This is a genomic window from Agromyces sp. MMS24-K17 (assembly GCF_043950245.1).
In the GTDB taxonomy this organism is placed as follows: Bacteria; Actinomycetota; Actinomycetes; order Actinomycetales; family Microbacteriaceae; genus Agromyces.
On record NZ_CP171640.1, the window covers coordinates 1,515,153 to 1,538,019 of the forward strand.

Annotated in this window: 16 protein-coding genes; 11 read left to right on the forward strand and 5 right to left on the reverse strand. The window is 66.9% G+C overall.

Annotation, left to right across the window (positions count from 1 at the left end):
- Positions 1 to 37: 37 nt before the first annotated feature.
- From ACGGZK_RS06840 to ACGGZK_RS06855, 4 genes are all read left to right on the forward strand, one after another.
- Positions 38 to 1,276, forward strand: coding sequence for a DUF6361 family protein (locus tag ACGGZK_RS06840; protein ID WP_395245523.1), 1,239 nt, complete (start codon positions 38 to 40; stop codon positions 1,274 to 1,276).
- 67 nt (positions 1,277 to 1,343) lie between these two features.
- Positions 1,344 to 2,576 carry a phospholipase D family protein gene (locus tag ACGGZK_RS06845; RefSeq protein WP_395245524.1) on the forward strand — a complete coding sequence of 411 codons (1,233 nt, stop codon included), beginning with the start codon at positions 1,344 to 1,346 and terminating at the stop codon, positions 2,574 to 2,576.
- The gene (locus tag ACGGZK_RS06850) at positions 2,576 to 3,082 is read left to right on the forward strand and encodes a hypothetical protein (protein ID WP_395245525.1); all 507 of its coding nucleotides are present in this window, start codon (positions 2,576 to 2,578) and stop codon (positions 3,080 to 3,082) included. Before ACGGZK_RS06845 ends, ACGGZK_RS06850 begins: the two co-directional genes overlap by 1 nt.
- The gene (locus tag ACGGZK_RS06855; protein WP_395245526.1) at positions 3,079 to 6,207 is read left to right on the forward strand and encodes a helicase-related protein; all 3,129 of its coding nucleotides are present in this window, start codon (positions 3,079 to 3,081) and stop codon (positions 6,205 to 6,207) included. Before ACGGZK_RS06850 ends, ACGGZK_RS06855 begins: the two co-directional genes overlap by 4 nt.
- A 64-nt stretch (positions 6,208 to 6,271) precedes the next feature.
- On the opposite strand, the gene ACGGZK_RS06860 is transcribed toward ACGGZK_RS06855, so the two are convergent.
- Both ACGGZK_RS06860 and ACGGZK_RS06865 read right to left on the reverse strand, forming a co-directional pair.
- The gene (locus ACGGZK_RS06860) at positions 6,272 to 7,147 is read right to left on the reverse strand and encodes a YDG/SRA domain-containing protein (protein WP_395245527.1); all 876 of its coding nucleotides are present in this window, start codon (positions 7,145 to 7,147) and stop codon (positions 6,272 to 6,274) included.
- 55 nt (positions 7,148 to 7,202) lie between these two features.
- Complete coding sequence (locus ACGGZK_RS06865; RefSeq protein WP_395245528.1) at positions 7,203 to 7,607, reverse strand: (deoxy)nucleoside triphosphate pyrophosphohydrolase; 405 nt, start codon at positions 7,605 to 7,607, stop codon at positions 7,203 to 7,205.
- Between the two features lie 204 nt (positions 7,608 to 7,811).
- On the opposite strand from ACGGZK_RS06865, the gene ACGGZK_RS06870 reads away from it, so the two are divergent.
- The 3 genes from ACGGZK_RS06870 to ACGGZK_RS06880 all read left to right on the forward strand — a co-directional run bounded on the left by ACGGZK_RS06870 (position 7,812) and on the right by ACGGZK_RS06880 (position 14,172).
- Entirely contained in the window at positions 7,812 to 9,767 is a 1,956-nt protein-coding gene (locus ACGGZK_RS06870; protein ID WP_395245529.1) for an N-6 DNA methylase, read from the forward strand.
- 101 nt (positions 9,768 to 9,868) lie between these two features.
- Entirely contained in the window at positions 9,869 to 11,038 is a 1,170-nt protein-coding gene (locus ACGGZK_RS06875; protein WP_395245530.1) for a restriction endonuclease subunit S, read from the forward strand.
- Positions 11,035 to 14,172, forward strand: coding sequence for a type I restriction endonuclease subunit R (locus ACGGZK_RS06880; protein ID WP_395245531.1), 3,138 nt, complete (start codon positions 11,035 to 11,037; stop codon positions 14,170 to 14,172). Before ACGGZK_RS06875 ends, ACGGZK_RS06880 begins: the two co-directional genes overlap by 4 nt.
- Before the next feature lie 12 nt (positions 14,173 to 14,184).
- On the opposite strand, the gene ACGGZK_RS06885 is transcribed toward ACGGZK_RS06880, so the two are convergent.
- Positions 14,185 to 14,964, reverse strand: a complete 780-nt coding sequence (locus ACGGZK_RS06885; protein ID WP_395245532.1) for a hypothetical protein — start codon at positions 14,962 to 14,964, stop codon at positions 14,185 to 14,187.
- 274 nt (positions 14,965 to 15,238) lie between these two features.
- Here ACGGZK_RS06885 and ACGGZK_RS06890 point away from each other — a divergent pair, with 274 nt between their 5' ends.
- The 4 genes from ACGGZK_RS06890 to ACGGZK_RS06905 all read left to right on the forward strand — a co-directional run bounded on the left by ACGGZK_RS06890 (position 15,239) and on the right by ACGGZK_RS06905 (position 21,856).
- Complete coding sequence (locus ACGGZK_RS06890; protein WP_395245533.1) at positions 15,239 to 19,069, forward strand: hypothetical protein; 3,831 nt, start codon at positions 15,239 to 15,241, stop codon at positions 19,067 to 19,069.
- Between the two features lie 122 nt (positions 19,070 to 19,191).
- Positions 19,192 to 20,142 carry a dihydrodipicolinate synthase family protein gene (locus ACGGZK_RS06895; RefSeq protein ID WP_395245534.1) on the forward strand — a complete coding sequence of 317 codons (951 nt, stop codon included), beginning with the start codon at positions 19,192 to 19,194 and terminating at the stop codon, positions 20,140 to 20,142.
- Positions 20,143 to 20,445: 303 nt separating this feature from the next.
- Positions 20,446 to 21,261, forward strand: coding sequence for a hypothetical protein (locus ACGGZK_RS06900; RefSeq protein WP_395245535.1), 816 nt, complete (start codon positions 20,446 to 20,448; stop codon positions 21,259 to 21,261).
- Positions 21,262 to 21,277: 16 nt separating this feature from the next.
- Entirely contained in the window at positions 21,278 to 21,856 is a 579-nt protein-coding gene (locus tag ACGGZK_RS06905) for a DUF5684 domain-containing protein (protein ID WP_395245536.1), read from the forward strand.
- Positions 21,857 to 21,869: 13 nt separating this feature from the next.
- Here ACGGZK_RS06905 and ACGGZK_RS06910 read toward each other — a convergent pair whose 3' ends face one another.
- Positions 21,870 to 22,418: a hypothetical protein gene (locus ACGGZK_RS06910; RefSeq protein ID WP_395245537.1), complete on the reverse strand. Its 549-nt coding sequence runs from the start codon at positions 22,416 to 22,418 to the stop codon at positions 21,870 to 21,872.
- Positions 22,418 to 22,657, reverse strand: coding sequence for a hypothetical protein (locus tag ACGGZK_RS06915; protein ID WP_395245538.1), 240 nt, complete (start codon positions 22,655 to 22,657; stop codon positions 22,418 to 22,420). Before ACGGZK_RS06915 ends, ACGGZK_RS06910 begins: the two co-directional genes overlap by 1 nt.
- Positions 22,658 to 22,867 lie beyond the last annotated feature (210 nt).

Sequence of the window (22,867 nt, forward strand, 5' to 3'; positions counted from 1 at the left end):
CTGGAGCCGCGCATGAACGGCCCGGTACCGTCGTCCCGTGGCATCCGTGATTGCTTGGCTCGACGCGTCCGCTGAAGATCAGCGACGCATGCGCGAGATCGTGAAGCTGTTCAGTCAGCGGGAAAGTCGCGACGAACTTGGGATCGGGCAGATTCGCGACGCGCTGAGCGACACCTTGTTTCCGGGGACGTCGACGCTGCACACGCGGGCGCGGTACTTGCTCTTCGTGCCGTGGTGCTTTCGGGAGGGTATTTCACGCTCGAACGACGCAGCCTCGGCAAGCAAACGAGTCGAAAAGGCAGAACGCCAGCTCATCAGTGCTCTCAGGGCTGCTCGCGACCAAGGTGCCGATGTCGATGGCATGCTCGGGTCGAATGTCGGCGAAGCGCTCAAGACTCTGCCGTCGGCGATCTACTGGTCTGCGCTTCGCCAATACGCAATCCTCGCTGACGGGGTTCTCGACCCCCAGGACGCGATCGGGGCGGAGATCGAGCGCCGGAGCCGACGGATTACGGCGGTCGAAGAGGACGAAGGACCTGCCTGGCACGCCGGCGGGTGGTGGGCGACCTTGCCCTCAGTTCCTGACGGCTTCCCTGGGCAAGTCGCGGATGGGTTCGCGATGACATACGACGAGGCTGGATGGTTGCGCGAACGGATGGAGCAGGGGGCTCCCGGCTCAGCGCTCACCCACATCCTCGCGACCCGCCCTTCCAAGGACAGCCCGACGGCGTGGGCAGATCCGGCGATGCAGTCCCTCGTCGGTGAACCGCGCGCGGCGCTTGAGCATGCGCGGAAGTTCTCGGTGGCGATGCATGGTGCAGCGCTGCTCTACAACGTGTTGCTCGCAGAGGCGTACGCCGAGCGTGGGTTCGACCGGGTACGCGACGAAGGAGAGAAGCACCGTCCGGCGCTCGCACGATGGAGCGATGAGGTGAGCGCCACCGATTCGCTAGGCGGCTGGGATCTCGATGAGTTCTGGGAGCTCGTGTTGCTCGCCAATCCGCGAGTGTCGCCTGCATCTCGGGCGTTCGTCGACGGATGGCTCGACCTCATCAGGGGCTCCGATTTGACCTCGCTCGCCGACTCCGAGATGGCCCGGGCCTTCATCGGGAACCGTGAGTGGCGCCAGAAGCGATCGCAGGCACGCCTGAGGAACGAGAAGCTCCTCAGCGCGTGGTCGGGCGCGTCCGGGAGCGGACGGCTCGACTTCCGGTGGGGATCCGTGCGCGCCATCGTGACCGACATCCACGATGGGTTGGAGCGCGTCCATGCTTGAACCTGATGGCCGCGCGGTCCTGACTGAGCAGCTTCGACCACCTGTCGGGTTCCGACTGAGGCAAGCCGTGGCGACAACCTTCACACTCGACCTCATTAGCGCGCTGTCCATCCCGCTCTCGTTCGCAGCGCATCACCTGCGCGAGAGCAAGAACCCGATCGCCATTCTCGACGCGGTACGTCGTACGTCCAATCGGATCGACATCTTCGCGCAGGCTGGCCAGATCGCGGTCCCGGCGCAGGCGCCCGATCTCGTCGCGTTCCTCGAGCCGATGGTGCATCCGGTCGTCGCCCCGCGCCCGGGCGGCCTCTTCCACCCGAAAGTCTGGGTGCTCGAGTACGCGCGCGGTGAGGAGCGCCGCTATCGCCTGCTCTGCGCGAGTCGTAATCTCACGGCGGATCGCAGCTGGGACGTCCTTGTGCGCCTGGACGGTGAACCGAGCGACGACCACCAGGGTATGAACGACCCCCTCGTCGCGCTGGCCGAGTCCTTGCCAAATCTTGCCGTCGGGTCCCTCGGGCCGACGCGCGCACGACGCATCCGTGGCTTAGCGGAACGGCTTCGATTCGTCGTCTGGGAATCACCGGCGGATGTGACACTGCAGGCGATGCACGTGTTCGGCATCCCTGCTGCGCCCGCCCCTGACCTTGCGCGGATATTCGACGGAAAGCGGCATCTCGTCATCTCGCCTTTCCTCTCCGACGATGGAGTTGCCGCAGTCGTGGTGAAGCGGTCTCGCGAGGCGCACGTGCTCTCCCGCCCGGAGAGCCTCGAACGGCTCCAACCGGAGACACTGCGACGCCTACAGGGCTACACCCTCGATGAAGCCGCGGACGTCCAAGGGGTGGATGAAAGGGCAGAAACGAACCCAGAAGGTGCGTTGGTCGGACTCCACGCGAAGGTGTACGCGCTCGACCGTTTGGATGGCAGCCATCTCTTCATCGGCTCCGCGAACACGACGGGCGCCGCGTTCGGCTCAAACGTTGAAGCCCTGGTCGAGTTCGTCGGACCGCAGACGCGCATCGGAGTCCAGGCGATCTTCGGCGACGCGACCGCGCTCCGCCAGATGGCGGTCGAATACGCGCCAGAGGGGGAGCCGTCGCAGATGCCAGCGAGGAGGCGGACCGCGCGCTCGAGCGAGCCGTCCGGCGGATGGCTGAAGCCCGCCTCCGCGCGACGGTTCGCGCCACGCATGAGCAACGGTACGCACTGGACGTCGAACGAGTGGACTCGAGCAGCGTCGGCGCGCAGTTCGCCTGCCGGCTTCACCTCATCACGCGCGTCGGCAACGACTACCTGATGCCGAGCGGCGCGGCCCACATAACCATTGAGGACCTGCCGCTCACGGACATCTCGCCGTTCTTCGTCCTCACGGTCACGGACGAACGCGGGGCGAGCCGTCGCACCATCGTGACCGCGGAGCTCGTCGGCGACATCCCTGGACGCCGCGATGAGATCATCTCGCGTCAGCTCACCAATCGGGCGGCCTTCCTGCAGCTGATCGCATTGATGCTCGCCTTCGACGACAACGACGTCGAAGCGGGAATGGCCGGGCTGAGCGGGTTCTTCGGAGGTTGGCAGGGCGCCGAGGACGGATCCGGCCTCTTCGAGACCCTCGTGCGCGCCGCCGGGTCGACCAACGGAGGCCTTGCAGATGTCAAGCGAATCGTCGACCGGCTTCGGAAAGCTGGAGCTCCGGTCGGCGACGATGGCATACCAATTGTGCCGGACGGCTTCGACGAGCTTTGGGCGGCCGTTTGGTCTGCGCATCAGCTCATCAAGGAAACGAAAGTGGATGTCCCGTGAGCGAATTCGACGCCGACGCGATCATGTCGGAGCTGAAGAAATTCCAACGTGACGCCGTCGAGCATGTGATGGATCGGTTCTACCGGGACGAGGGCGGAAGCGGCAGGTTCCTGATCGCCGACGAGACCGGTCTCGGCAAGAGCGTGATCGCGCGAGGCATCATCGCTCGCACGATCGAGGCGCTGCAGCACGACGACCGAGTTGATCGCATCGACGTCGTATATATCTGCTCGAACGCCGATCTCGCTTCGCAGAACCTGCGTCGACTCAATGTCACCGGCAATCGCCACATCGGCATCACGAGCCGTCTCACGCTGCTGGCTCGAGAGAGCGCGAACCTCGCGAAGGCGGAGCGCGTCGGAGGTAAGCGTGGCAAGAGGGTGAACCTCGTCTCGTTCACGCCGGGCACCTCGTTCGACGCGAAGGGAAACAGGGCCGGGGCCAAGGAAGAACGCGCGCTGATCCACCTGATGCTTCAGAAGATCGCGCCCGGCGACGGCGAGGTCGACGAGCGGGCGTCCCGCATCCTCCTGCAAGCCAGCGTGCAGTCTGAAGCGAACTTCCAGCGTGTGATCGACGATCTTCGTGCCAGCACCGGCGGCCGGCTCGATCCGGGGATCCGGAAGGCGTTCGCGACGGCGATTCGGGACTCCGGCCTCCTTCGCGAATTCCGAAAGCTGCGAATAATGTGCCGCGGCCTCGACGGCGTGCCCGACTCCATCCCGATGTGGCGGCACCATGACCTGATCGCGAAGCTGCGAGCCGCGTTGGCCAAGGCCGGGGTGGAAACGCTTGAACCGGACCTCATCATCCTTGACGAGTTCCAGCGGTTCCGGCATCTCCTCGACGAGGGCAGCGGAGAGGCTGCTGAACTCGCCCATGCGCTCTTCAATTTCTCGGATGCGAAGGTCCTGCTGCTCTCCGCCACCCCGTACAAGCCGTTCACGAAGGCGGAATCCGACGGCGACGAAAGTCATTACGAGGACTTCATGACCACACTCGGATTCCTCGCGAACGACGCCGCAACACTCACAGAAATACGAAAGGGGTTCCGCGACTACCGGATGGCCCTCCTCGATGCCGAGGGAAGCGCGGATGCCACGGCGGAGCGGTTGGGCAGTCTCCTGACGCCGTTCGTCACGAGATCGGAGCGGCCGCAGCTCGAAGAAGGCGCTGACCTCCTGCCGCGGTGGATCGATTCGGCCGTGCCGTCCGTCGACGACGTCCTCGGGTTCGCGGGGCTCGAACATCTCGGACGCGCGCTCGACGCGCCGATCGGTCTCGAGTACTGGAAGTCGATTCCGTACTTCGGGAACTTCATGGAGGGCTACAAGTCGGGCCGCCGTGCACGCGAGCTTTTGATGAACGACCCCGCGATCGATGATGTCTTCCGGGCCATACCGTCGCTCGATGCAGGTGCTCTGGAGGCCTACGAGGAGCTTGACTTCGGTAACTCCCACCTCCGCGCGCTCGCTGCGGAGACTCTCGATGCGGGGTGGTGGCAGCTGCTTTGGATGCCACCATCGATGCCGTATCTCGAGCCCGGACCGGTGTATCGGGGCATTGGCTCGATTACGAAGCGAGTGCTGTTCTCAGCATGGGCGTCCGTGCCGACGGCAATTGCCTCTCTCCTGAGCTACGAAGCAGAGCGGCGGATGGTCGCCGGGAGCGACCTGCTGAAGGCGAATACCGCCGACGCGCGCCGAGCGATCTCGGACCGCCTGACGTATGTCACGCGGGATTCCGGACCTGCCGGCATGTCCACGCTCGCACTGTTCTGGCCGCATCCGGCGCTCGCGGTGCTCGGTGACCCGCTTGCGGTCGCTCGAGCCCATGGTCGGCTGGTTACCGACAGCGAGGTCATCGACTCGGCAAGATCGAGCCTCGATAGCAGCAACCTCCCGCCCGCTGATTTCGCGTGGCATTCGTATTTCCAGACACCCGGGGGAGTTCCGTCAGGAATGTCCCTCGCGGAGTTGTCAGCTGCACTCGAAGCCCGCGCTTCGAGTTCAGAGGGAATTGACGATGCCGATGTCGACGAGGTTGGAAGAAAGGGCCTGCCGGCCCACGTTGAGCTCGTGCTTCAGACCGCGCAAGAGCCCCGGAGCTCGCATGAGCGAGTTGCGGATCTCGCAGCGAACGGGCCCGGCAACATAGCCTGGCGTGCGCTTGCTCGCGTCCGGACCGATTCTGACAACTCGACCGATTTGGGTCACTGGCGCGCCGCGGCTCGGCTTGCGAACGGCGTCCGATCGTTGTTCAACCGAACTGAGACGAAGCTACTACTCGATCGACTGTATGGAGCCTCCCGCACCTATTGGCACGCCGTACTCGACTACTGTGCCGACGGGAACCTCCAGGCCGTGCTCGACGAGTACGTGTTCCAGCTCAGAAGCGAATCGCCGGGTAGCCCGGTCGACGACGCGCTGCTGGAGTCGATCGCGAGCCGTGCCGCCGAGGCTCTGACACTCCGGCCGTCGAGGTACACCGCGCAAGATGTCAAGAACGGGCTCACGCCCATCCCGCTGACCGCGCGTTTCGCGCTGCGATATGGAGGCCGCACGGATGCGTCGGAGGGCGCTCGTCAACCCGAGATCCGGAATGCATTCAACAGCCCGTTCTGGCCGTTCGTGCTTGCCTCGACCAGCGTCGGACAGGAGGGCATCGACTTCCATTGGTGGAGTCATTGCGTTGTGCACTGGAATCTCCCGTCGAACCCCGTCGACTTCGAGCAACGCGAGGGGCGCGTGAACCGCTTCGCGGGCCACGCGGTGCGGAAGAACGTCGCCGACGCGCACTGGCGGGATGTGCTCTCGTCGGATAACCCGAGCCCGTGGGCTTTGGCGTTCGAGGCCGCTGAGGGTGCACAGCCCGATCTCGGAGAGTTTGCACCCTGGTGGATCTACCGTGGACCCGCCCGGATCGAGCGCTCGCTCGTTGCGTTTCCGCTGAGTCGTGATCGTGCGAAGTACGAGAGACTCCGGGCTGATCTCGCCCTGTACCGGCTGACGTTGGGGCAGCCACGTCAGGAGGATATGGTCGAAATCCTCCGCAGGCAGGCCGACGGGGAAAAGCTTCCGATGCTGGATCTGCGGCCCCCAGGGGGCACGCGCCACCTGGAGTAGGCGATTCCCCATCCTTGATTGGTCCGGCGCCGCGGATTCAGCTGCTCAAGACAGGTGTCTGCTGCTACTTCTCAACCATCCACAGCGAGCGGTGGTACTCGACGTTCGCGACCTCTACACGGTGGTCCCGCTTCCACCGAAGCAATTCGAGCGCTTGGTGCGTGTTTGCGTCGATGGCGACCATATCGTTCGAGATGTACATTCCGCCGATATCGAGTTGGGCGTGGTGATTCGGGCACAGGCAGAGCAGGTTGCTTCGGTCATCGCTGCCGAGGTGCGGTCGCCCGATCGGGCGGACGTGTGCGCCCTCCGCGTAAAGCCGACCCTCAAACGCGTCAATTCGTGTTCCGCAAACCTGGCAGGAGTATTGATAAAGCTCCTTGATTGCGCGGGACATCGCGGTGTCGCGAATGCGTCGTGAGACAGTTGCTTCGCGAAACGCGGGGTCAAACTCGATCCGCGGAGCAGGTTCGATGACGGCTTGTTGTTCGATGGCGTCGAGGCGGAACATTACGACCTGGAATCCATCGCGGCCTTCCTTCATCTGCCATGACGTGACGCTGTAGAGGCCTGAATAGCGATAGCCTCGCGGCGGGGCGAACGGCGAGCCCGGATGCCGACCACGAATTACTCGCACGGGTAGCCCGCGGACCATGCTCGTAATCAGGCCTGCGTTTCCAGGTGTGTGAGGAGACTGGTCTGCTATCTGCCTGCCGGTATTTTGGTCCCTTCCGCCTTGGCCCGTGTACAGCAGATAAGTGCCGCTGTCGACGTCGTCCACATAACCGCCCGATACGACGATGGAATCGGCCCCCTCGGCGGCGGTGCCGCTGATGCCAGCTTGAGGGGGCCGGTGCACGAATGCATCACGCAATTCTTGGCGGTCGATGAAGAACTGACCGGGATGCACTCCGGCGGGTGTTCCGAAGAATCGAGCCATGACGGAACCATAGAACCCAGCTGGTTAGCGGGAACACGACACGCTGCATGGCGTGTTACGACACGATGTCGGTTGCGACCAAAGCCTCCACGACCGGAACGTCTGGCGATGCCCAATCAAGACCTTCCAGGTCGCCAAGGGAGAGCCACTCAAGGAGATCGTGATCGGTGCTTCGAATAGGACGGTTGTTGAGAAGTCGGGCCTCGTAAGCCGCAAGGTCGATGATCAACTCACCGACGAGTGTTTGCGACCGGATGAGTAGCGCGCCGATCTGCACGTGAACACCGAGCTCCTCCAGTAGTTCACGCTTGAGTGCCGCTCGAGGTTCTTCACCTGGCTCAACCTTGCCGCCGGGAAACTCCCACCGACCTGCGGCGGCCTTCCCGGGCGCTCGTCGGCACGCGAGTATCTGCTCGCTGTCGCGGACTACTGCTGCGACCACCTCGAGCTCGAGCGTCATGAGTCGAATCTACCGATCCCCTTCGGTGCCCTTCACCCTCGTCACGTAGTCCCCGTGCTTACTCGTCTGTGTGGATGGGCGAAATCACCGCCGTGCCCAATCCTGGGGGTGCCACGGCCTCATGCCGCTCGCTTTGTTCCGCCAGGATGGGATACGTGCGTGGCACGCGCGCGCAATCCGCCCCAACGCGCAGGAGTACCCCACTTGGTCAATCACGTCTCCTTCATCTGGAACATCGCGGAGTCGCTTCGCGGCCCCTTCAAGCCGGCCGAGTACGGGTCGGTGGTGCTGCCGTTCACCGTGCTGCGTCGGCTCGACGCCGTGCTCGCCGACGCGAAGGAGAAGGTGCTCGAGGCTGAAGCGAGCAGCACTGGATTACCCGAGATGGCGCGCGAGTGGAAGCTTCGCGCGGCTTCCGGGCATGAGTTCTACAACACGAGCCCGTTCACGATGGCGAAGCTCGTCGCCGACCCGGCCGACCTTCGCGCGAACCTCAGCGCGTACCTGGCCGGGTTCTCGTCGAACGTGCGCGACATTTTCGACCGGTTCGAGTTCGACAAGACGCTGAACAAGCTGGCCGAGAAGAACAAGCTGTTCGCGGTGACGGAGAAGTTCGCGCAGGCCGACTTCCACCCGCGCACGGTCAGCAACATCCAGATGGGCCTTGTGTTCGAGGAGCTGATCCGGTGGGCGAACGAGCGCTCGAACGAGACCGCGGGCGACCACTACACGCCTCGTGAGGTGATCGCGCTGATGGTGCAGCTGCTGTTCGCGCTCGACGACGACGCGCTGAGCAAGACTGGTACGGTGCGGTCGATCTACGACCCGACGGCCGGCACGGGCGGCATGCTGTCGGTCGCCGACGAGTACCTGCACTCGGTGAACCCGGGTATCCAGCTCAGCTTGTACGGGCAGGACATCAACGACGGCTCGTACGCGATCTGCAAGGCCGACATGGTGATCAAGGGGCAGGATGTCGACAACATCCGCCTCGGCGACACCCTCACCGAAGACCACTTCGACGACAAGACGTTCGACTACGGCCTCTCGAACCCGCCGTTCGGTGTCGACTGGAAAGACCAGCGCGCCTTCGTTGACGACGAGCACGCTAAGCTCGGCTTCAACGGGCGCTTCGGCCCCGGCACCCCGACCGTCAGCGACGGGGCGATGCTGTTCCTGCTGCACCTCGTCTCGAAGATGCGCAAGCCCGAAGACGGCGGCTCGCGCATGGCGATCGTGCTGAACGGGTCGCCGCTGTTCTCCGGCGGCGCAGGCGGCGGCGAGTCGAGCATCCGCAAGTGGCTACTCGACAACGACCTCGTCGAGGCGATCATCGGCCTGCCGAAGGACATGTTCTACAACACGGGCATCTCGACCTACATCTGGGTGCTCAGCAACCGCAAGACCGACGACCGCAAGGGCCGCGTGCAGCTCATCGACGGCCGCGAGATGTACTCGAAGCTCCGTAAGGGACTTGGATCCAAGCGCAACGAACTCTCCGCGGAGAACATCGCGACCATCGTCGGCCTGTACGCCGGGTTCGAGGACGGCGAGCACTCGAAGATCTTCCGCAACGAGGACTTCCTCTACCGCACCATCACCGTCGAACGCCCCCTCAAGCTCACCTGGCAGGTCACACCCGAGCGCATCGACGCCGTCTTCGAGGCCAAGCCGGTGCAGAAGCTCAGCGAAGTGGATGCCTCGGCGCTGCGCGCGGCCCTGTCTTCGCTGGTTGAGCCTGTCGAAACCACGTGGACCTCCCGACCGGCCTTCCAGAAGGCGTTGAAGGATGCCGCGAATGCCGAAGGCCTCACCCTGCCGGCACCGCTGCTGAAAGCGGTCACCCTCGCGCTCGGCGAGCAGGATGACTCGGCCGAGCCCTGCCTCGACCCGAAGGGCAAGCCGGAACCGGATGCCTCGCTCCGCGACACCGAGAACGTGCCGTGGGAGGAGGACGTCGACGCCTACGTCGCCCGCGAAGTGCTCCCGTACGCGCCCGACGCCTGGGTCGACCACTCGAAGACCAAGATTGGCGCGGAGATCCCCTTCACCCGCCACTTCTACCAGTACGTACCGCCCCGCCCGCTCGAAGAGATCGACCGCGACCTCGAAACAGTAATGGATCAGCTCCGCGTGATGTTGACGGCGGTCGAGCGGTGATGAATGGTCCGTGGTCGGAGAGCCTTCGTGATGGTTGGACGGTCCGGCCCCTATGGAGTGAGTTCCGGCGTGGCAAGACGCTTGGAGACGGCACTGAGGAGTTGCTGTCGGTCTACCGGGAGTACGGCGTAGTCCCGAAGGCGAGCCGGGATGACAATTTCAACAAGCCGTCTGAAGACCTGTCGAAGTACCAGCGCGTTTCGGTTGGCGACCTGGTCGTCAACAAAATGAAGGCATGGCAAGGCTCGCTGGGCATCTCCGATCACGACGGCATCGTCAGCCCCGCCTACTTCGTCTACAAGGCAACCGGCAGCTTCGAGCGACGGTTTGCCCACTACCTGCTTCGCAGTAAGGAGTACGCGGACCATATGGCGGCGATCTCCTCCGGCATCAGGCCGAATCAGTGGGATCTCGATCCCGCCCAATTCGCAGTCACGCCGCTCCTCGTTCCTACCGCTGCGGAGCAGCGGGCGATTGCGGACTATCTGGATCGGGAGACGGCGCAGATCGACGCGTTCATCGCGAAGAACGAGGAACTCATCGCCCTCCTCACCGAACGCCGCGCGGCTGTCATCTCCAGGGTCGTCTCACGCGGCGTCAAGGCACGTGCTCAACTTAGGTGGAGTGGCGTCGAGTGGGCAGGCGAGGTGCCAGGTGAGTGGCAGGTGGGCAACATTCGTCGCTTCGCCTCAATGAGAACAGGTCACACCCCGAGCCGCCAGCACCCTGAGTACTGGGTGGATTGCGAAATCCCGTGGTTCACTCTCGCGGACGTGTGGCAACTTCGCCAAGGCCGGCGAGAGATGGGGGCGACGAACGAGAGGATCTCAGTTCTCGGGCTTGAGAATTCGGCGGCAGAGTTGCTGCCTGCCGGGACAGTGGCGCTGTCGCGTACCGCGTCCGTCGGCTTCTCCGGGATCATGCGAACTGCGATGGCCACTAGCCAGGATTTCTGGAACTGGGTGCCGGGTGGGGCCCTTGCCTCCGAGTATCTCTGGTATCAGTTCCAAGCGATGAAGCCGGAGTTTGAGCGGTTGATGACTGGCTCGACCCATCGAACGATCTACCAGGCGGACGCCGCGTCATTCAAGATTCTCGTTCCCCCTATCGATGAGCAGCGTGAGATCGTCGCCCAACTCGATGCGGCAACGGCTCGAATGGATGAAGCCGTGAGCGCAGCACGGCGGGGCGTCGAGCTGGCTCGTGAGCGCCGCGCCGCCCTGATTTCGGCTGCGGTGACGGGCAAGATCGATGTGGGGGTGGCGGCATGACCGGTATCGCTGGTGCGCATCTGGAGTCGGTGCTCGAGAACGAGATCGCGGAGCATCTGGCGGCGAACGGCTGGCTGTACTCGCCGACCGATGCCGGCTACGACCGTGAGCTCGCCCTCTTCCCCGAGGACGTGCTGGGTTGGCTCGCCGATACCCAGCCGGCCGAGTTCGAGAAGGTCGTCCGCCCCGGCGACACAGTGGCGCAGGGGGACGCGGCGGGTCGGGACATCCTGAAGCGGCTGGGCAAGGCGCTGGACAATGATCCGTTGAAGAACGGTGGCACGATCCGGGTTCTGCATGAGGGGTTCCAGCTGGTGCCGCTGCATGGTGGGGCGGTGCGGTTCAGCGTGGCGCAGTTTCGGCCGGCGACGACGAACAATCCGGCGACGTTGGACGCGTATTCGAAGATGCGGGTGCGGGTGATGCGTCAGGTGCGGTATTCGGCGAAGCATCCGCTCAAGGCATTGGATCTGGTGTTGTTCGTGAACGGGATTCCGGTTGCGACGGTGGAGTTGAAGACCGATTTCACGCAGCCGATCGGGAACGCGGTGGATCAGTACCGGTTCGATCGGGACCCGGCGGGGGAGCCGTTGTTCGGGTTCGCCAGGCGGTCGTTGGTGCATTTCGTGGTGTCGAACTCCGAGGTGCGGATGACGACGAAGCTCGCGGGCGCGAACACCCGGTTCCTGCCGTTCAACCGGGGGAACGATCAGGGTACGGGGAACCCGGTGAACCCGGACGGGTCGGCGTCGTCGTATTTCTGGGAGGAGATTCTGCAGCGCGATACCTGGCTGGCGTTGCTGGGGTCGTTCGTGCACCTGCAGGTCGAGGTCGACGTGGACCCGGACACGGGGAAGAAGACGAAGACCGAGAAGGTGCTGTTCCCGAGGTATCACCAGTGGCGGGCGGTGACCCGGCTCGTGGAGGCGGCCCGGGTGGAGGGGCCGGGGAACCGGTACCTGGTGCAGCACTCGGCCGGGTCGGGGAAGACGAACTCGATCGCGTGGCTCGCGCACCGGCTGTCGCAGTTGCATGACGAGCAGAACGTGCGGGTGTTCGACACGGTCGTGGTGGTGACCGACCGCACGGTGCTGGACAAGCAGTTGCAGGACGCGATCTCGCAGTTCGAGAAGCAGGCCGGGGTGGTGCAGTCGATCACCCGGGAATCGGGGGAATCGAAGTCATCCGAGCTCGCGGCCGCGCTGACCGGTGGCAAGCACATCGTGATCGTGACGATCCAGTCGTTCGAGGCGTTGATCAAGGCGATTCAGACGTTGCCGGCGCTTCAGGGGCGGCGGTTCGCGGTGATCGCGGATGAGGCGCATTCGTCGCAGACCGGGTCGACCGCGGGCGCGTTGACGAAGGTGCTCTCGCCGCAGGAGCAGGCAGCGGTCGCGGAGGGTGCGCCGATCGATTCGGACGCGTACCTGCAGTGGGCGATGGAGGTCACCGCGAAGGCGCCGAACATCAGCTATTTCGCGTTCACCGCGACGCCGAAGGCGAAGACGCTCGAGCTGTTCGGGCGGGTGCCCGACGGGGCATCCGGTGTTGTGTCGCCCGAGGCATCCGATTCGGCTGGGTTGCCGGAGCCGTTCGATCTGTATTCGATGCAGCAGGCGATCGAGGAGGGGTTCATCCTCGATGTGCTGGCGAACTACACGCCGTACAAGGTGGCGTGGCAGTTGCAGCATCCGGGTGCGGACTATGACGGGCTGGACGAGGTCGACGAGTCGACCGCGGTGAAGGCGCTGGTGCAGTACGTGCGGTTGCATCCGACGAACATCAGCCAGAAGGCGAAGATCGTCGTGGATCACTTCCGCACCTACGTGCAGCCGCTGCTGGACGGCAAGGCGAAGGCCATGGTCGTTACTGCGTCGCGCAAGGAAGCGGTGCGGTGGAAGAAGTACCTCGACCAATACCTCGCTGACACGCAGGTGCAGGGCGTTCGCGCGCTCGTCGCGTTCTCGGGCACGGTGGATGACCCGGACGATGTCGGTGAGGGGCTGACGGAGAAGACGCAGAACCCGGGCCTGTACACGTCGGATCTCGCGGAGGCGTTCAAGCCGTCGACGTACAACGTGATGATCGTCGCGGAGAAGTTCCAGACCGGGTTCGACCAGCCCCGCCTGGTCGGCATGTACGTCGACAAACGGCTCGGCGGGGTGCAGGCGGTGCAGACTCTGTCGCGGTTGAACCGCACGTACCCGGGCAAGGACAAGACGTTCGTGCTCGACTTCGTGAACGAGCCTGCCGATGTGCTCGACGCGTTCCTGCCGTACTTCCGGAAAGCTTCGCTGACCTCGACGACGGACCCGAATCTGATCTACGACCTCGTAACCAAGCTCGATGCGGCCGGGGTCTACACGATGCAGGAGGTCGAGCAGGCGTTCGATGCCGCGCTGATGGGTGGGACGAACGCGAACTCGAAGGTGTCGGCCGCGACCGCCCCGGCAGTTTCGCGATTCTCCACCCGGTGGGTGTCGGCCGTGCTCGACGGCGACACCGCCGAGCAGGACGAGCTGCGGCTGTTCAAGCAGGACCTCGGCGCATTTGTGAAGTTCTACGACTTCATCTCCCAGGCGAGGAACCTGGAGGACACCGACCTGCCGCGCCGGCACTACTTCTTCCGGCGCATTCTGCCGCAACTCTCGACCGCGACATACGCGGAACCGGTGGATATCTCGCAGGTCACGCTCGCCGGCGTTCAAATCACTCCGGGCGAGGCCGTTCAACTGCAACTCGGCCAGGGACCGGGGCTGGACCCGATCTCGGCGATCGGATCGGGCGCGGTGCACGAGAAGTACCGCAGCGCGCTCGAGGCGATCATCGCGAAGCTTAACGAGCGGTTCGGGGACAAGTACACGCCCGGTGCGGTCGACCTCACCGTGAGCCACATCATGGGCAAGCTCGCCGTGGATGTGGAGCTCGTGCACCAAGCGGAGGTGAACACGCCGCAGCAGTTCGCCGAGTCGCCGGCGTTGCCGAAAGCGTTCACCAAGGCCGTCATGGATGTGCGGGAGGAAACGCCGCAGATCGTCGATGACGTGCTCGGGGATACGGGGCTGTTCGCGGAACTGAGTAAAGCGCTGCCGGCGATGTTGTACGAATTTCTCAAAGGATCCGGCGGTAGCTGACCTCGGTGGTACCTACCGCAACGCATCGTCGAGCGCTGCTCGGAGTCTCGCCGTTCCGATGAGCGGTTCACGCGGCCGAAAGATCTCGTGGCGTGGGTCGAGCGTATCGATGAGTGCGACTAGCAGACTTTGTACAAGTTCGAGGCGTGCGCGCCCCTCCGAGTGCTGTTCTGGGGCTATGAGTAGCGTCGTCACGCCATCTTCGATAGAGCCGAACCACGCGCGGAACTCGGGGTCCGAATGCAGGCGGCCTATGAACTCGTCGAAGCGCAGAACGTCTGGTACGCGGGCATCGCCCACCATCTCCCACCGGAACATCGCGCCGCCGATTGCATGCTGCTCGCCGTTACTGACGCGGAGAGTCGTGCCGAACTCGGACGTCTTCCGGAGCGCATCGCTGATCTCCCGCCCGATGATCGCCATACTCGGACGACCGCGTGACGCGACATCGCCGATCCGTTCGGCGGCACGCGAGCGCGGCATCCGAATATCGCGTGCGACCGCGGTCCTCCGAACGGACTCCCACCACCCGAAGTATTGAGCGAACACGAACACGGTGTATTCGCTCGCGAGTTTCAGATCATCGCCGGTAGGCGCCGCGTCTGGCTCGCGCTTTGGGCGAAGAATGTTCCAGAGCCGACTCTGAAGGTCCGAGGCTGCGAAGAGGAGCGGGTCAACCACTTCACGTCGTCGGGCGTCCGTTGCGATGCGTCGATTTGCTCGCTGGGCGACAACGAACGCCACAATGCTGAGAAAGAACGCGCCTACCGCGGCAAGAGCCCCCCAGTCCACGACGCCCCCTTCCGCACTGACGCGAGCATAGCTCGACTTCGACGCGCAGGGCCGTCGGCTCGCGACCTGCAGGAAGGGTTGATTGAGGCGGCTGGACTGCTGGTCGTCGAAGCCATGCATCGGAGTCTTGACGCCTCGGCGTGAACCGGCAAGGATTGAGACGATTCAAGGGAAAGCGCTTTCTCGCGTCGACCCCGAATCCACGCGGCGAGCACGGACGCTGCTGAGCACCACAGGCAGGCCCCGGCAGGGGCACCCGATCGAAGGAGATCACGTGAGTCCACACGTCCGTCATGCCAGTCGCGCGCGCGCCGCGCGCCTCTGCGCCGTGCTGGCCGGCACCGCGCTCGTCGCCGCCGGCGCGCTCACCGCCACGGCGCCCGCCGCCGCAGCCGACGCCAACATCGACTACGCCTTCGACTTCGGCGGGCCCGCCACCCCGGTCGTTCCCGGCTGGATCGGCATCAACCCCGGTACCACCTACACGGCCGCGCGCGGCTACGGCTTCACGACGGCGCCGCCCGCGGCGAACTTCCGCGACCGCGGCGGCGACAACGTCGTGGGGCGCGACTTCACGATCGGCGCCACGCAGGTGTTCGCGGTCGACGTGCCGAACGGCACGTACGAGGTCACCACCTATGCCGGTGACCTGATCGCGAGCAACCGCACGAGCTTCGACATCGAGGGCACCGCGTACGCCGGTCCCAGCACGACGACGGGCAACATCCACGAGGCGTACTTCCCGGCGATCGCGGTCGCCGACGGGCAGCTCACCATCAAGGTCACGAGCGGCGACGGCCGCATCAACGGCATCAAGGTGCAGACGCCGCTCGCCGCTCCCGCCAACCTGGCGGCCACGCACGTCGACGCGGTGAACGAGGCCATCACGCTCGGCTGGGATGCCGTGCCGGAGGCCACGGGCTACAAGGTCTTCCGCTCGGCGCCGGGCGGCGCGCTCGCCGAGGTGGGCACGGTGGATGCCTCGAGCCTGAGCTTCACCGACACCGGCGTCGCGCTCGGCGAGTCGTACGACTACACGATCGCCACCGTGAAGGGCACCCGCGTCTCGGTGCAGAGCGCCCGGCTCGGGGCATCCGTCACCGACCCGTCCGTCGCGAAGCCGGCGACGCCGACGGGGCTCGCGACCACCGATATCCAGCGCAACAGCGTGACCATCGGCTGGAATGACGACCCCGAGGCGCTCCAGTGGAAGGTCTTCCGGAGCACCCGCGCCGACCTCGACTTCGAGCAGGTCGCGACGGTGACGTCGTCGAGCTACGAAGACACCGACGTGCTGACCACGCGCCCCTACCTGTACCGGGTCGTCGCGCAGAACGCCGGCGGTGCGTCCGAGGCATCCGCCACCTTCGCGACCGAGGTCGCGACCACGCTGGTGCGTCAGGCCGAGTACCTCGACCGCGCGCCCGTCGCGGTGCAGCGCAGCGAGAGCGAAGGCGGCGGCATCTACCTCGGCTGGCGCCTGCTCGGCCTCGACGCCCGCGACCTCGCGTTCAACGTGTACCGCGACGGCGTGAAGGCGAACGACGAGCCGATCACCGAGACGACGAACTTCGTCGACGCCGACGGCACGGCCGAGTCGACCTACCTGATCACCGCGATCGAGCCGGGCGCCGAAGGCGCCGACACCACCCGCGAGGTCACCGTCGCCCAGGACGTCACCGTCTGGAGCGACCAGTTCCTCGACATCCCGCTGGACAAGCCCGCCGACGACACCCTGCCCGACGGCAAGACCGTCACCTACTGGCCGGGCGACGGCACGGTCGGCGACGTCGACGGCGACGGCGAGTACGAGCTCGTGTTCCTCTGGAACCCGTCGATCTCGAAGGACAACTCGCAGTCGGGCTACACCGGCAAGGTGTACGCCGAGGCGGTGAAGTTCGACGGTACGAGCCTGTGGCGCATCGACCTGGGCGTGAACATCCGCGCCGGCGCGCACTACACGCAGCTCGAGGTCTTCGACTTCGACGGCGACGGCAAGGCCGAGGTCGCGTTCAAGACGGCGGATGGCACGGTCGACGGCGTCGGCACCGTCATCGGCGACGCATCCAAGGACTACCGCAACTCGAGCGGGTACATCCTGAGCGGGCCCGAGTACCTGACCGTCTTCGACGGCGAGACCGGCGCCGCCATCGACACCGTCGCCTACGACCCGGGCCGCGGCAACGTGAGCGCCTGGGGCGACGCGTACGGCAACCGCGTCGACCGGTTCCTCGCGGGCGTCGCGTACCTCGACGGCGAGCACCCGTCGCTCGTCACCAGCCGCGGCTACTACACGCGCACGGTGATCGTCGCGTGGGACCTCGTCGACGGGAAGCTGCAGCAGCGCTGGAAGTTCGACTCGGATGTCGCGGGCAAGGAGTACGAGGGCCAGGGCAATCACCAGTTCGTGCCCGCCGACGTCGACCGTGACGGCCTCGACGAGATCGTCTACGGCTCGATGACCATCGACGACGACGGCACGGTGCTCTACAACACCGACCTCGGGCACGGCGACGCGCTGCACGTCGGCGACTTCGTCACCGACCGCCCCGGGCTCGAGGTGTTCGCGGTGCACGAGGAGATCCCGGGCAACGGCGGCTACGGCGCCACCCTGCGCGACGCCGAGACCGGCGAGGTGCTGTGGTCGACCAAGTCCACCAAGGACACCGGGCGCGGCGCCGCCGCCGACATCGACCCGACGCACCCCGGTGCCGAGGCGTGGAACATCGGCGGCGACTACGCGTGGAACTCGCCGACCGGCACCCTGAAGTCGGCCGCCGGCGAGGTGCTGTCGACCGAGATCCCGGCGGCGAACTTCGTCACCTGGTGGGACGGCGACCTCACTCGCGAGATCACCGACCACGACTACTCCGAGGCGAACGCCTCGGGCGTGCCGACGATCTCCAAGTGGGACCCGGCCACGAAGTCCGAGGTCGAGCTGCTCCGCCTCGACGGCACCCTCACGAACAACACCACCAAGGGCAACCCGGTGGTCCAGGCCGACCTGTTCGGCGACTGGCGCGAGGAGCTCGCGGTGCGGGCCGCCGACGGCAACTCCATCCGCATCTACACGACGACGGATGTCACGGAGGAGCGCATCCCGACCCTGATGCACGACTCGCAGTACCGCGTCGGCGTCGCCGGGCAGAACTCCGCCTACAACCAGCCGCCGAACCCGTCGTACTTCATCGGCGCCGACATGGCCGAGCCGCCCGCCGCGTCGATCGCGTACGTCAACGCGCCCGGTTCGGATGCCTCTGCTCCCGTGATCGCGGGCCTGCCGTCGGGCACGGTCGTCGCTGATGCCCCGCTCCAGCTCGGCATCACGGCGGATGACCCGGAGTCGGGCGTGCGGTCGGTGACCGTCACCGTGGGCGGCGAGCAGGTCGCAGCGGATGCCTCGGTCGACCTCGCTGCGCTCGGCCTGCTCGGCGACATGACGGTCGAGGTGACCGCGACGAACCACGCCGGGCTCGTGGCATCCGCCTCGTCGACGCTGCTCGTGCTGCCGGCCGACCAGGCCGCCGCCGCGCCGGGTCGCGCCGTGCTCTCGAACACGAGCGGGTGGGAGTACGGCCTGCACGACGGGAACTACGACGTCGTCGCGAACCTCTGGTGGGGCGTGCCGGGCAGCGTGTTCCGGCTGTACGAGAACGGCGCGCTCGTTTCGACGAAGGTGCTCGGCTCGACGGCCGGGATGTCGCAGACGACCGGGGTGACGTTCACCGGCAAGGCGAACGGCACGTACGTGTACACGGCCGAGCTCATCAACTCGAAGGGCGTGACGGCGACGTCGTCGACGACCGTCCGCGTGGTGGATGCCGCGCCGGGCGTGCCCGTGGTGAGCACCGACCAGAAGAAGAACGCCGGATCGTTCACCGCCACCGCGAACCTGTGGTGGGGCACGAACGCGACGTCGTATCGGTTCGAGCTCGACGGCGCGGTCGTCGGGTCGGGTGACCTCGTCGCGGCGACGCCGGCGGCGCAGTCGGCCTCGGTGCAGCTGACCGGCGTCGCACCCGGTGAGCACACGCTCGTCGCGGTGTTCGCGAACGCGAACGGCGAGACGGCGTCGAAGGCGGTGAAGGTCACCGTGAAGGGGTAGCCCGCCCGACGGGCCACCCAACGGACCCGAATGGTCGCCTCGCCGGGCCGCAGGCGACCATTCGGGTCCTCGCGGCTACCCTCGCCGCTCTGTTCTCCCTCCCGACCGAAGGACCCCGCACCATGACCACCCCCGCCCCGACCGGCGTCTGGCCGGTCATGCTGACCCCGTTCGACGCCGACGGGCGGGTCGACCTCGCGGTGCTCGATCGCTACACCGATTGGCTCATCGACCAGGGAGCGGCCGGGCTCTTCCCGGTCGCCCTGTCGGGCGAGATGTACGAACTCACCCCGCTCGAACGCCTCCTCGTCGCCGAACGCGTCGTGCACCGGGCCGCCGGGCGAGTGCCGGTCGCCGCGGCGATCGCTTCCGCCGGCACCGACGAGGAGGTCGCCGACGCGGTCGGTCGGCTGGCGGCGACGGGCGTCGACATCGTCGTGCTCGTGGCATCCGTCGCGCTCGCCGAGGGGGAGCCCGACCAGCGCCTCCTCGACCTCGTCGACGTGGTCGCGGCCGCGAACCCCGACGTCGCGCTCGGCGTCTACGAGTGCCCGATGCCGTACCACCGGGTGCTGCGCGACGAGACCGTCGGCGCGCTCGCCGAGACCGGGCGCTTCGCGTTCTTCAAGGAGACCAGCCACGACGTCGGCCGCATGGCCACGCGCGTGTGGTTCGCCGAGGGCACGCCGCTTCGGGTCTTCGACGCCGGCATCGAGACGCTCGCGCAGTCGGTCGCGGCCGGCACGGCCGGCCTGTCGGGCTGGATCGCGAACGTCCACCCCGATGCCGTGGCCCGGCTGATCGACCTCGTCCGCGCCGAGGGGGCGAGCCCGCGGGCGCTCGCGCTGCAGGCCGCGCTGGGGGCGGCCGAGCAGGCGATGGGGCCGACGTACCCCGCGTCGGCGAAGGTCCTCGTCGACCTGCGCTCGGGCATCGGCTTCGCACCGCGTTCGCGCTGGCGGCCCGCGGAGGTCGTGCCGGCGGAGCTCGCGGACCTGCTCGCGCAGACGGAGCGCGAGGTCGCCGCCGCGCTCGCGCTCGTGTCCTCGCCAACCGCTCGGGTGGGCGGATAGGCGTCGACGTCGCCGCGAGCTGTGTTCGGGATCGCCGCCGCGCTCGCGCTCGTGCCCTCGCTGACCGCTCGGGTGGGCGGATAGGCGCCGACGTCTCCGCGAGCCGTTTTCGGGATCGCGTGTGCCCATTTCCCCTCATCGATGAGGGGGAATCGGCATATCCGGATCGGAGAACCGTTCAGCGGCGTGGCGCGGCGCGGCGCGGCGCGGCGCGGCTTGCCGCGCGAACGGAGGGCGTGCTCCGCTACGATCCGATCACCCCGTGCGCGCCGCCGCGCCGCCGCCCCCGATCGGAAGGCCGACGTGAGTCTCGTTCCCCCTGCCTCGCACGACACGATCGCCCCGCCGGATCCGCCTGCCGTTCACGCGCCGCCGAGTCGTCCCGGCCCGCCTCAGGCGAGCCGCACCGGGCTCGCGTGGGCGGTCACTGCGGCGATCCTCGTCTCGCTGCTGCCGCTGGTCGCCGCGGTGCTGGCGATCGGCGGGGTGACGGTCGTCACCTTCCAGTCGATCGAGGCGTTCGGCGAGGCATCCGATGAGGCCTTCGACTACCCCGACGGGGTGACCGCGAGCGACGCGGGCGGCGACGGCGACGCGGTCGTGGGGGAGGACGGTGAGCCGCCGCTCGACCTGCCGTGGGGCGCGGAGGTCACGGGGCCGTACGACACCCGGATCGTGCCGACGTTCTCGGTCGATCCCGCATGGGGCATCGCCGACCCCGACGGGCCGAGCGAGCTGGGGTACGCGAACCCGGCCACGGGGTGCCAGATCTGGTACTGGTACGGGCTGGTCGAGCCGAGCATCGACCTGGCTGCGGGCGACCGGTCGGCGAGCGCCGAGTTCGCCTCGTGGTTCCTCGGCGTTCCGCCGCAGGAGCTCGCACTGGAGGACTCGACGCTCGTCACGGTCCGCGGCGAGGAGCGGGGCACCGCCGACGCGACGCTCGCGCGGTTCAGCTACCCGGGCGGCGTGACCGGCGCGATGCTCAGCCGCGTCGTCGGCGGACTCGGCGAGGTCGTGTTCGTGTACGCCGAGTGCCCCGACGAGGCATCCATCGACGCGGCGCTCGCGAACGACATCCCCACCTACCTCAGCCTCCGGCTGATGCCCGAGCGTTGAGCGGAAGGATTCCCTCGTGACCAGCTCCTCCGACCCCACGATGTGGCTCACCTGGTTCGTCGCCGCCTATGCCGCGCTCGGCGTCATGATGATCCTCGGGTACGTGCTCACCGGCGTGCTGTTCTCCCGCATCCTGCGCCGCGCCGGCCACGACGGATGGCCCGCCTGGGTGCCGATCTACCACGAATGGCGGATGCTCGAGCTCGGCGGACAGCCGGGATGGCTCGCGCTGCTGGTCTTCCTCCCGGGCGCGAGCATCGTGACCACCGTCTTCCTGATCATCGCCGGCCACCGCATCGGCGCCGGGTTCGGCAAGGGCGCCGGCTACACCGCGCTCTTCGTGCTGCTGCCGTACGTGTGGATGGCGTACCTCGCCTACGGCGAGGTCGACGAGTGGCGGGAGGAGCCGCAGGGGTGGGTGCCGCCGGTCGCGCCGTGGCCTGCCCCGACCGGGGTGCCGGCGCCGACGCCGGTGCCTGCGGCGGGGATGCCGCCGTGGCCCGCGCCGACCGGGTTGCCGGCGCCGGTGCCGGTGGCCGGGATGCCGCCGTGGCCCGCGCCGACCGCTGCGCCGGCGGCTCCGCCGCCCAACTAGGGGGCCGCGAGCGCTACCGCTCGGGCGGGATGCCGAGGTCGCGGACCAGGTAGGCCCAGGGGAACATCTGGCACGCGAGCACCCAGCCCTCCTGCGACTCGCGCCGGGAGGGACCGCGGCCGATCAGGCGCTTGTGCTCCCACTGGGTGTCGGTGCGGACCATGCGGTGGGAGAGGAGCGCGGCCTCGACCGTGTGCCATCCGGCGCGGCCGGCGAGGGCGAGCTCGCCCATCTCGTCGAACGCGGTGACCGGGCCGAGCCAGCGGTACTCGGGATCGGCCTCGCCGGAGGCATCCGTGCGCGATCCGTCGCCGAAGCGCTGCTGCGCCGCCTGACGGCTCATGCCGAGCTCGGTGCCGATGGCGCTCCAGCTCACGCCGCCGGCGCGCGCCGATTCGACCGCCTGGCGGAGCGCCACGCGCACCTCGCGTTCGGCCGCGGCGCTCGACCGGATCAGGGCGAGGTGCGCGTCGGGGGCGATCGCGGCATCGCCCGCGGCGTCGAGCCGGATGTCGGCGGCCTCGAGGATCGCGCGGCTGATCGCGTCGCCGAGCGCGGTCATCAGGCGTCGCCGCTCGGCCGCCACCAGCCGCGCGAGTCGTCGCCCTTCGACGCGCGGATCGCACTGACGAGCACAGCGATGGAGGCGCCCAGGATGACGACGCCGACGCCCGTGAGCAGGCCGCCCAGGAATCCCTCGACGAGGGTGGTGCCGAGGAGTGTCAGCACGATGCCGAGCGGCAGGATGCTGAGGCCGGTGGCGGAGACGGGGGAGAGACGGGGCTTCGCAGGGTCGGTCATGTGTCAACCGTAGATTGACGGGAGATTCGGCGTCAACTTCTTCTTGACGTCGGGACTCGAAACGCGTCGCCGCTGCGCGCCGGCGCTCCTCGACCGCCGGAGGTCGCGACCGCCGGTCGAGAGGCGCCGGCAGCGCCTGTGCCGACGCCCTCGCGCACCTCGGAGCGCCGCGGCAGCGGCTTGACACTGGGCCCGGGTGCGGTCTGAGGC

Excerpts from the sequence above, each read along its gene's own strand:
- ACGGZK_RS06850 (WP_395245525.1), top strand. The coding sequence starts at position 2,576 with ATGCCGAGCGGCGCGGCCCACATAACCATTGAGGACCTGCCGCTCACG.
- ACGGZK_RS06860 (WP_395245527.1), bottom strand. The coding sequence starts at position 7,147 with ATGGCTCGATTCTTCGGAACACCCGCCGGAGTGCATCCCGGTCAGTTC.
- ACGGZK_RS06865 (WP_395245528.1), bottom strand. The coding sequence starts at position 7,607 with ATGACGCTCGAGCTCGAGGTGGTCGCAGCAGTAGTCCGCGACAGCGAG.
- ACGGZK_RS06880 (WP_395245531.1), top strand. The coding sequence starts at position 11,035 with ATGACCGGTATCGCTGGTGCGCATCTGGAGTCGGTGCTCGAGAACGAG.
- ACGGZK_RS06895 (WP_395245534.1), top strand. The coding sequence starts at position 19,192 with ATGACCACCCCCGCCCCGACCGGCGTCTGGCCGGTCATGCTGACCCCG.
- ACGGZK_RS06910 (WP_395245537.1), bottom strand. The coding sequence starts at position 22,418 with ATGACCGCGCTCGGCGACGCGATCAGCCGCGCGATCCTCGAGGCCGCC.
- ACGGZK_RS06915 (WP_395245538.1), bottom strand. The coding sequence starts at position 22,657 with ATGACCGACCCTGCGAAGCCCCGTCTCTCCCCCGTCTCCGCCACCGGC.